This is a genomic window from Flavobacterium daemonense, assembly GCF_007341385.1.
In the GTDB taxonomy this organism is placed as follows: Bacteria; Bacteroidota; Bacteroidia; order Flavobacteriales; family Flavobacteriaceae; genus Flavobacterium; species Flavobacterium daemonense.
Genome location: NZ_VJYD01000006.1, coordinates 260,792 through 270,208 on the forward strand (window position 1 = coordinate 260,792; position 9,417 = coordinate 270,208).

At 35.0% G+C, this 9,417-nt stretch carries 8 protein-coding genes; 2 read left to right on the forward strand and 6 right to left on the reverse strand.

What is annotated here, in order from left to right; translation table 11 throughout:
• Window positions 1–195 precede the first annotated feature (195 nt).
• The gene (gene nirB, locus FND99_RS10375; protein WP_144337921.1) at window positions 196–2,709 is read right to left on the reverse strand and encodes a nitrite reductase large subunit NirB; all 2,514 of its coding nucleotides are present in this window, start codon (window positions 2,707–2,709) and stop codon (window positions 196–198) included.
• Between the two features lie 264 nt (window positions 2,710–2,973).
• Between nirB and FND99_RS10380 the strand changes: the two genes are divergently transcribed.
• Window positions 2,974–3,753: an META domain-containing protein gene (locus FND99_RS10380; RefSeq protein ID WP_144337922.1), complete on the forward strand. Its 780-nt coding sequence runs from the start codon at window positions 2,974–2,976 to the stop codon at window positions 3,751–3,753.
• 166 nt (window positions 3,754–3,919) lie between these two features.
• On the opposite strand, the gene FND99_RS10385 is transcribed toward FND99_RS10380, so the two are convergent.
• Both FND99_RS10385 and FND99_RS10390 read right to left on the reverse strand, forming a co-directional pair.
• Complete coding sequence (locus FND99_RS10385; protein WP_144337923.1) at window positions 3,920–5,206, reverse strand: DUF2130 domain-containing protein; 1,287 nt, start codon at window positions 5,204–5,206, stop codon at window positions 3,920–3,922.
• Between the two features lie 368 nt (window positions 5,207–5,574).
• Window positions 5,575–6,462: a LysR family transcriptional regulator gene (locus FND99_RS10390; protein WP_144337924.1), complete on the reverse strand. Its 888-nt coding sequence runs from the start codon at window positions 6,460–6,462 to the stop codon at window positions 5,575–5,577.
• A gap of 316 nt (window positions 6,463–6,778) precedes the next feature.
• Here FND99_RS10390 and FND99_RS10395 point away from each other — a divergent pair, with 316 nt between their 5' ends.
• Window positions 6,779–7,486: a class I SAM-dependent methyltransferase gene (locus FND99_RS10395; protein WP_144337925.1), complete on the forward strand. Its 708-nt coding sequence runs from the start codon at window positions 6,779–6,781 to the stop codon at window positions 7,484–7,486.
• A gap of 110 nt (window positions 7,487–7,596) precedes the next feature.
• Here FND99_RS10395 and FND99_RS10400 read toward each other — a convergent pair whose 3' ends face one another.
• The 3 genes from FND99_RS10400 to FND99_RS10410 form a co-directional block, all read right to left on the reverse strand.
• On the reverse strand, window positions 7,597–8,058 hold the full coding sequence (locus FND99_RS10400) for a DUF3291 domain-containing protein (protein ID WP_144337926.1): 462 nt from the start codon (window positions 8,056–8,058) through the stop codon (window positions 7,597–7,599).
• Between the two features lie 143 nt (window positions 8,059–8,201).
• On the reverse strand, window positions 8,202–8,480 hold the full coding sequence (locus FND99_RS10405) for a putative quinol monooxygenase (protein ID WP_144337927.1): 279 nt from the start codon (window positions 8,478–8,480) through the stop codon (window positions 8,202–8,204).
• A gap of 2 nt (window positions 8,481–8,482) precedes the next feature.
• Window positions 8,483–9,085 carry an NAD(P)H-dependent oxidoreductase gene (locus FND99_RS10410; RefSeq protein WP_144337928.1) on the reverse strand — a complete coding sequence of 201 codons (603 nt, stop codon included), beginning with the start codon at window positions 9,083–9,085 and terminating at the stop codon, window positions 8,483–8,485.
• Window positions 9,086–9,417 lie beyond the last annotated feature (332 nt).

The following is a 9,417-nucleotide window of genomic DNA, read 5'->3' on the forward strand; positions in this document are numbered from 1 at the left end:
TTTAATCCTTTAATCTGTAGCTGTTATTTTAAACACATAGGAACATAGATTTTTTTGTTTTTTGTTTGAGAAATAGAAAATTAAAAGAAACTAGTTTCTAAAACATAGCTATCTATGTTTGTTAATGCAAGTGAAACGCCTTTATTAAGTTTTTAAAATCTATGTCTCTATGTGTTTAAAAATTTATGTTTCAAGTTACGACCAAGCTTTCGGCATTTTTTGATCTCTTAGCGGAACAAAAACGGCGTTATCGTCTTTTTCGTCTGAGTTTATAAAGTGATTGAAACGTTTTAATAATCTTGGTTTTTCAAGAACTTGTTTCCATTCGCATTCAAAAGTGTTGACTAGAGTTTGCATTTCGGCTTCTAATGTTTCGCAGATTCCTAGACTGTCTTCGATAATTACTTCTTTTAAATACTCTAAGCCTCCATCTAATTTCTCTAACCAAGTAGAAGTTCGAATCAGTGGTCCAGCGGTTCGGATGTAATACATTAAGAATCTGTCCATGTATTTTATTACTGTTTCTTTATCGATTTTTTCGGCCAATAAAACAGCGTGTTTTGGATTCGCTCCACCATTTCCTGCGATGTATAAATTCCAGCCGCCTTCAACGGCAATTAATCCGAAATCTTTTCCGCGGGCTTCAGCGCATTCGCGAATGCAAGCCGAAACACCACCTTTTAATTTATGCGGAGAACGAATTCCTTTATATCTATTTTCCAGTTCGATGGCAAATCCGGCGCTATCGTCCATTCCGTAACGGCACCAAGCATTTCCAACACAGCTTTTTACAGCACGAAGCGATTTTCCGTAGGCATGGCCACTTTCAAAACCATTATCGATTAATATTTTCCAGATTTTCGGCAAGTCACTTAAATGCGCGCCGAATAAATCAACTCTCTGTGCTCCAGTTATTTTTGTGTACAAATCAAATTGTTTTGCTACTTCGCCAATTACGATTAATTTCTCTGCTGTAATTTCGCCTCCGGCAACTCTTGGAACCACAGAATAAGTTCCGTTTCGCTGAATATTAGCCAAAAATCTATCGTTTGTATCTTGAGTCGTAACGTGTTTATTTGCTGTATCGTTATAAATACTAGAGAAAATAGAAGCAACAACCGGTTTGCAAATTTCGCAGCCATCGCCTTTTCCATGATGATCCAAAACATCATAGAAATTCTCGTATTTATTGATTTTTACCAAATCAAATAATTCTTGGCGATTATAATTGAAATGTTCGCAGATTACTTCTTTTACTTCTTTTCCAAGCGATTTTTGAGTCGCTTTTACCAAATCAGAAACCATTGGTTTACAGCCTCCGCAACCAGAAGTTGCTTTTGTAGCTTTGACAACATCTGATAATGAAGAACAGCTTTCGTCTAAAATTTTACAGCAAATGGCGCCTTTGGTCACATTTTCGCAAGAGCAAATTACGGCTGTATCTGGCAAATCCATTACGCTTCCTAAACTTGAACCTTCAGAGCCATCACGAGAACCTAAAATTAAATCTTCCGGATTTTTAGGCAAAGCCATTCCGTTATTATAAATCTGGAAAAGCGAATTGTAATCGCTAGAATCTCCGACTAAAATTCCGCCTAAAAGGGTTTTAGAATCTTTGGTAACATTAATTCTTTTGTAAATACCGCTTAGTTTATTCTCATAAATAATAGCCGTTACATTTTCGTTTTCGATAAAAGGATCGCCAAAACTCGCTACTTCAACACCAATTAATTTTAATTGTGTCGACATATCGATAGTTTCTCTCATTATTTTATCGCCATTTAAAATTTGCTCGGCAGCAACATCGGCCATTTCGTAGCCTGGCGCAACAAGTCCGTAAATGTTTTGATTGTAAAGAGCTGCTTCGCCAATCGCATAAATAGAAGGATCTGATGTCTGCATTTGATTGTTTACCACAATACCGCCTCTTACGCCCACTTCAAGTCCTGAAACTCTTGCCAGTTCGTCGCGAGGTTTGATTCCGGCCGATATAACCAACATATCAACTTTTAACAATTCTTCATTCGCAAACATCATTCCCGTTATACTTTCCTTTCCGTCAATATATTGTGTCGCTTTGTTTAGATGAATTCCAATATTTAGTTCTTCGATTTTAGCTTGCAACATATCGCTTGCGCCTTGATCCAACTGTCTCGGCATCAAGCGTGGCGCAAATTCCACTACATGCGGATTCAAACCTAAATCTCTAACTGCTTTTGCTGCTTCAAGACCTAATAATCCGCCTCCTAAAACGGCTGCTTCGGTCGCGCCTTTTATTTTTATTTTTTTGGCGTAGGCCATAATAGCGTCCAGATCTTCAATGGTTCTGTACACAAAAACACCTTCTTTTTCGACACCTTCAATTGGCGGTACAAAAGCTGAAGAACCTGTTGCCAAAACTAAGTAGTCGTACGTATGTGTTTTGTTTAGGTGTGTGTGAATCGTTTTTGCATCGCGATTAATATCAGTAATTAACTCAGATGTATTTAAAATAATATTGTTTTCTGCGTACCATTCGGTTGTCGATAATGATAAATCATCAGCTGTTTTTCCTCCAAAGTACTCGCTTAAATGTACGCGATCATAAGCTCGTCTTGGCTCTTCGCCAAATACCGTAATTTGATACTTTTCTTGTCCTGATTTTGCAATGAATTTTTCGCAAAATTTATAACCAACCATGCCGTTTCCAACTACTATTACTTTAATCATGATTTCTTTAATTAAGTATTACTACGCAAATATAAGTATTTATACTTATAAAAATACGTATATATTTGATTTTTTAATTCTTTTAGCGGACTTAGGTTACGTATTTTGTCGTAAACTGTTACGTAGTAAAGGTTTTTGTGAGATCTGATATCTTATAAAAAAGATAAATTTGAAAAGATTCTAAATAAGTAATTCAGAAAAAAGTCGTAAATTCATAAGAATTTTACTTGTATTTTGTTAAAATGATCTTCAAAATAAAACGTTATGAAAAATTTATTGTCATTTTTGCTTTTACTTTTTTTGTTAGCAAGCTGTAAATCTGCAGCCGATAAAACTTCGAATACACATAATACCTCAGAATATGGCGCTCAGGAAGATGAGATGAGATATTATTTTAAAGCAACTGGAAATGAGCCGTTTTGGGCAATAAGAATGGGAAAGGAAAATATTGTTTTTACATCTTTAATTCCCGGAAAAGAAAAACTTGTTTTTCCATCAGTCGAAGCTATAAAGGCAATAGACGCTAATGTGAAAATGTATAAAGTGAGCAATGAAACTTCGTCGGCGACAATTACGATTCAACAATTGGATTGTCAGGATTCAATGTCTGGTGTAATTTCGCCATATAGTGCGAAAGTTGAAATCAAAAATAATGTAGATTTAGAGACGAAAAAACTCGAAGGCTGCGGTAAATATAATACTGATTATCGCTTGCATGATATTTGGGTTTTGGAAGAACTGAACGGCTATAAAGTTTTTGCAACCGATTTTCAAAAGGAATTTCCTCGAATCGAAATCAATTCATCAGAAAACAGATTTTCGGGTTACGGAGGCTGTAACGGAATCAGCGGACAAATTTTTTATGAAAAAGATGTATTGCGATTTACAAAAGTGATTTCAACTCTTATGGCTTGCGCAACAGGAAATAAGGAAAGTGAATTTACAAAAGCATTGCAAAGTACAACTACGTATTCTATTGAAAATAATAGGTTGACGCTTTCGAATCCTTCTGGGAAATTGTTGGTTTTTAAGAAAGTGGATTGAGTTTTTTTGCGTTTTAGTACATTTTTGTCATTTCGACGGAGGAGAAATCTCCACGAGAAGCTCCACAAAGATTGGAATCTCTGCACGGGGTTACTTGCGAAGATTTCTCCTCCGTCGAAATGACAAGTTTGTGTTGAATCCGCGTCATCCGCGTGCCATTACACAGTTATTCCAATTCCTTAGTTTCTTCCTCTTCAGCATCATCACCTTCAATAAAATCCAATTCCAAAGCTTTTACACTTTGAACCGCATTTCCGGCAATACCTCTAATAGAACCGTACATTCCTAAAGTATTATGAACTACTTTTTCGATTTGTTTTTCGCGTTGTTTCCAGATTCGTTGCATCGCTCTTTTTTCAGAATCCAAATCGCTTTGCATTTGTGTAAAACCTTCTACAATTCCTTCAATCTGCAAACGGAATTCATTGCTGGTAAGGAAATCATACAACATCGACATTTTATCGCCTTTGTTTTCCTGTGCTTGAACGGCTTGATTGATCTGAATCAAAGATTGACGCAAAACAGCACTCAAGCCTTTAAATTCTTCATAAGTACAAATCCAGATTCCGTCGCGCATTCCCATTCGGTCCATTCCATTTGGCATTACTTCGGTAACCAAAACGCCAATGTTGGCCCTTTTGATTCTGATATCATTTTTGAATTTCTCAATCCATGATGGCTGAAAAGCTTTTGTACGTTTGCTTTCGTAATAAATGGAACCGCAATTTTGATGTTCGCGAGTATTTACAATTTGAAGACAATCTGCGCCATTAGCGCCTTTTTTAACTTCATCAATACTGTCAAGAGGAAAATTGTTGGCAAGCCATTCTTCAATCGCCAATTCCATTACTTCGCCTTGCAATTGCATAGAACCTTGTTCCTGCTTGCGTTTCATTTCTTCGGTTAATTTTTTCTGTTCTTCTAATTGCTTTTGAAGTTCTTTAAATTTTAGCTCGTTTTTATCGTCTTCCTGTTTTCTGATTTTTTCACGTTCCAAGGTCAATTGTGCATTCAATTGTTTTTCTGCTTCGGCTTGAATCGCTTCTTTCATTTCCAGTTTTTCACGCTGTAACTTGGCGATTTCCCCTTCCATTTTATTTAATTCCCTGATTTTTTCCGATTTTTCAGAGAGTTCTTTTTCCATCAAAAGCAAACGGTCTTTGTTTTCTTCGTCAAGTTTGGTTTTCAGTTTTTCAGAAATTTCTTTTTCCGCAATTTTTCTTTCACGTTCCAAACGTTCGGCAAAAAGCTCGTTTTCCTGCTTCTTTTTGGCTTCAAATTCTGCTTTGGCTTTGTCCAATTGTTCGTTTCTAAGCTCTAATTCTTTATTTTGAATAGTCGCTTTTTGTTGAAATTCTTTACGGATGCTGTCTTCCAATTGATGTTTTAAAACATCATTGACATCGATTGGAGTTCCGCAGTTTGGACACTGAATTGAAGATTGTTCAGCCATTTTTATAGTAGTTTTATTTTGTAGAATTATGATGTGCTAAGGTATTTAAAAGTTCTCTTTTTATAATATGGATTTCTGTACTAAATTGTAACGAATTTTAGTTAAAGCCATGAATTCACGAATTGCTTTTGGATTAATCTCGCAAAGACGCGAAGGCGCAAAGTTTTCTCTCATTTTTGTCATTTCGACGGAGGAGAAATCTTCGCAAGTAACTCCGTAACGAAAGTCCAATCTTTGTAGAGCTTCTCGTGAAGATTTCTACTTCGTCGAAATGACAAAAATGAGGAGAAATCCTCTTAATCTTTTAATCTGTGGCTAAAAAAACTTTGCGACTTCGCGTCTTTGCGAGATTAATTTCACCACAAAACTTAGCGTGAACCACTCTTCTTCAATAAAAAATCAACAGCAGTTTTAGTGATTTCAGAATCATCTTCTTTTGAAGTTATAATGGAAACATCTGTACGTAAATTGACTTTCTTCAATTCGATAAAACCAATTTCCGGATCGTGATTGTTTTTTGCAATATTTGAAGGAACAATCGAAATTCCCAACCCATTTTTGACTAATTGCACAATGGAATTGATATTGTTAGCTTCGTGGATAATCTTTGGCTCAAAGCCGTAAAAAGCACAAAGTTCCAGTAAAACTTCATGATAATGCGGTGCATAATCTTTGTTAAAGAAAACGAATGTTTCATCTTTTAAATTCAAAATCTCTTTTTCAGATTTTAGCTGAATATTCTTTTTATTGAAAACAATTGAAAATCCATCCTGAAACCATAAATCCGATTTTATTTTAGGGGATTTTATAGGGGAACGAATAATTCCCATTTCGATTTTTCCTTGTTCTAAAGCGTCGATTTGCTTGCTTGTTGAAACTTCAAAAAGCTTGAAATTGACATAAGGAAATTGTAATTTTAAATGTTTTATCAATTCTGAAATTGTTGCAGAATGTATAGAACTTATGTAAGCAATCCTAAATTCTCCCGACACATTCTCTGCGATCTTTTTTGTTTTTAGCGAAATGCGTTCCAAATCCTGAAAAAGAGTTTTGACTTCTTTTTCAAAATATTTTCCGGCTTCGGTTAGTGCTACTTTTTTATTGTTTCTGATGAAGAGTTTTGCTTGTAGTTCTTCTTCCAATTCAGCAATTTGCCGACTTAAAGGCGGCTGTGAAATAAAAAGTTTTTCTGATGCTTTGGTAAAGTTGAGTTCTTCGGCTACAGCCAAAAAATATTTTAGGTGACGTAATTCCATGATACTTTTAAAGTATTATTAATTGATAAAAATAGTATTTTTAAAGTATTTATGAAAGCGATAGTTTTGATTTTGAGTTAAATGTTAGAAGTGAAACGTTAAAAGTGAGAATTGTAACGAATAATTGATAACAAAAACTTTTAATTTTTAAAAATAAAAACAATTCTCTCGCAGATTATGCAGATAGGGCAGATTACAGATTAATTAAAATTATTTTTATTCTTAATCACAATATTCCGATCAATAATAGCAAAAAGATCCCCTAAATCTGCTATCCCGATAGCTATCGGGAGCGAGAGTATAAAAAACAAGAACTATGAAAAAATCAACTATTGAAGAAATCAAGGAACGATTTGACAAGGATGTCGAACGATTTTCGAATTTAGAAACAGGACAGTTGTCTACTATTGACGCTAAAATTTCTTTAGAATTAATTACAGAAGCGTCAAAACGAATTGTTCCGAATGCGACGCATGTTTTGGATATTGGCTGTGGTGCAGGAAATTATACTTTAATGATGTTGTCTAAATTGCCAAATTTAAACTGCACTTTGGTCGATTTGAGTTTGCCGATGTTGAATAAAGCTTTTGAAAGAGTTTCGGCAGAAACAAACGGAAAAGTGGAAATTAAGCAAGGAGATATTCGCGAAGTCGATTTGCCGGAAAATCAGTTTGATATTATTTTAGCTGGAGCGGTTTTGCACCACTTGAGAGATGACCAAGATTGGGAAACAACTTTCGAGAAAATATTCAAATTATTGAAACCTGGCGGTTGTTTTATGATTTCGGATTTGATTACACAAGACACGGAATTATTGAACGAATACACTTGGCAACGTTACGGAGAATATTTAGAAGGAATAGGAGGGGCGGAATATCGTCAAAATGTATTTGATTACATAGCCAAAGAAGATACGCCAAGATCAATGAATTACCAATTGGATTTGATGAAAAAAGTAGGTTTCAAGAGCGTCGAAATTTTGCATAAAAATATGTGTTTCGGCGCTTTTGGCGGAACTAAATAAAATTTTTTTCTGCCACGACCCGAGCGATAGCGAACAGGCGAAGCAATTACACGAATTTGCACTAATTTTATTCGTGAAAATTCGTGAAATTCGTGGCAAACAAAAAAAAACTATGCGGTTTGTTTAGGAGCCGGAAATTTGGTTCTTAAATCAAAAACAAGTTCTGAGGCTCCGTTTTGTTGCAGGTAATCTAATTTTTCAACAGCTTCTTCAAGCGTTGGAATATGTCCTTTTGGAATCCACCACATGGCGGTGTGCGCTTTTCCGAATTTTTGAAACCATTCTTTTCGACGTTTTAAAAACTCGCTGTGAAAAGTTTTGTACATATAATGTTCCAGTGTTTCAATGTTTTCCCAAACCGAAACATTAACAATAATCTGCTCGTCGTTATACGGGTTTAAGTTTGTGGCATTGTAACTGTCGTCTTTTAAACGCCAGACAAATCCTTCGCTATTTTCGGCTAAGGTGTTTACAAGATCTAAATTGTCTACAAATTCTTTCATGATAGGATCGTTGATGTCGACGCCTTTCATTTTTGCAATATTAATTTCGGCAAGATGATATTGACTCATATTTTATTGGATAAAGAAATGGCAATTTAATCTTTTTCTGAATAATTTTATAGCTACAAATCACACAAATTTTCACGAATTATTTTTTTTACTTGCAGAATAAAAATTAGTGCAAATTTGTGTAATTAGTGGCTAATAACTTTTTATAAAATTTGAATCGTTTTATAAACCTGAACGGGAGCAGCTAATAAAGCTTCACTTTTTGAGATAAAATCAACTAAATAAGGCTGATTATTGTGAATATCTAGTCCGGGTTGGTCTTTCCATTCTTCCCAAATTATAAAAACATTTTCAGTATTGTGAAGGTCGTAGCGAATACAGGCATCTTCTTTTCTGGTTTGTGTAACCAGATTTTGAATCATGTTTTTGATTTCTTCAATATTTTCTTTTTTGCTTTTAATGATTGCGGTGATCGATATCATGCTTATAAAGTTTTAAAAATTTCTTCTAAATGATTTTTGTAGTTTTTCTCAAAGATGACAATGTTTTCGGCAGTTGCACCTTTTTCAACGTCGTGAAAATGGAAACCGTTTAGTTTTTCCATACCTACAAATTTATTCATTTTATGGAAACCAAACATCGGTCCGTCATCTACAGATGTTTCTTCAAAAAACTCACCAGGAAGTGTGAAAGCTGTTGCAGGTGCATTCCAACTTGTGGTTAGCATGTATTTGCGTCCGTGTAATTGTCCACCGGTTCCGTAGTTTATATCCGGATTTACTCGGCTTCTTCCGTCGCTTTTGTAGATTCCTTTGTTGTGTCCGGCTGTGAAAACGTCGTCGATGTATTTTTTGAAAAGATTAGGTAATTGAAACCACCAAACCGGTGTGTGATACACTACAACATCTGCCCAAACGAATTTTTCTACTTCTTCGTCTAAATCAAAATCTTGTTTGATATCGGTTGTTTTTATTTCGTAGTTTTTACTTTTTAAGTACTCGATTGTCCAATTGGTTACTGTTTCGTTGAATTTTCCGCCTGAATGTGCGAAATTTTGACTTCCGTTGATGATGAATATTTTTTTCATTTTTATAGGATTGTTTCTTTTGAAAATGGATGCGTGAGGGATTTAGGCGGTATCTCCCGATTTAGAAAAACAAGGCTTTTTGGCCGTAGTTTTTGTTAATCGGGAATTTAGCCGAAAGCCCGACCCGGAGGGACACGCCCAAATTCTAATTATTTAAGTTTTGAGATTGTTTTTTAAACACATAGAAACATAGCTTTTGAAACCTAAAAAAAGAGTCTTAAAGAGAAACTAGTTTCTAACACATAGTTCTCAATCTTGTCATTCCGATTTCTATGATAAAACCAAATCTTTTTCATAAAAGGTTTGGTTTTTTATTACTGCAAAAACACGAT

Bases quoted from the DNA above. Each gene is read 5' to 3' on its own strand.
- FND99_RS10385 (WP_144337923.1), bottom strand. From the start codon at position 5,206: ATGGCTGAACAATCTTCAATTCAGTGTCCAAACTGCGGAACTCCAATC.
- FND99_RS10395 (WP_144337925.1), top strand. From the start codon at position 6,779: ATGAAAAAATCAACTATTGAAGAAATCAAGGAACGATTTGACAAGGAT.
- FND99_RS10405 (WP_144337927.1), bottom strand. From the start codon at position 8,480: ATGATATCGATCACCGCAATCATTAAAAGCAAAAAAGAAAATATTGAA.
- FND99_RS10400 (WP_144337926.1), bottom strand. From the start codon at position 8,058: ATGAGTCAATATCATCTTGCCGAAATTAATATTGCAAAAATGAAAGGC.
- nirB (WP_144337921.1), bottom strand. From the start codon at position 2,709: ATGATTAAAGTAATAGTAGTTGGAAACGGCATGGTTGGTTATAAATTT.
- FND99_RS10380 (WP_144337922.1), top strand. From the start codon at position 2,974: ATGAAAAATTTATTGTCATTTTTGCTTTTACTTTTTTTGTTAGCAAGC.
- FND99_RS10390 (WP_144337924.1), bottom strand. From the start codon at position 6,462: ATGGAATTACGTCACCTAAAATATTTTTTGGCTGTAGCCGAAGAACTC.
- FND99_RS10410 (WP_144337928.1), bottom strand. From the start codon at position 9,085: ATGAAAAAAATATTCATCATCAACGGAAGTCAAAATTTCGCACATTCA.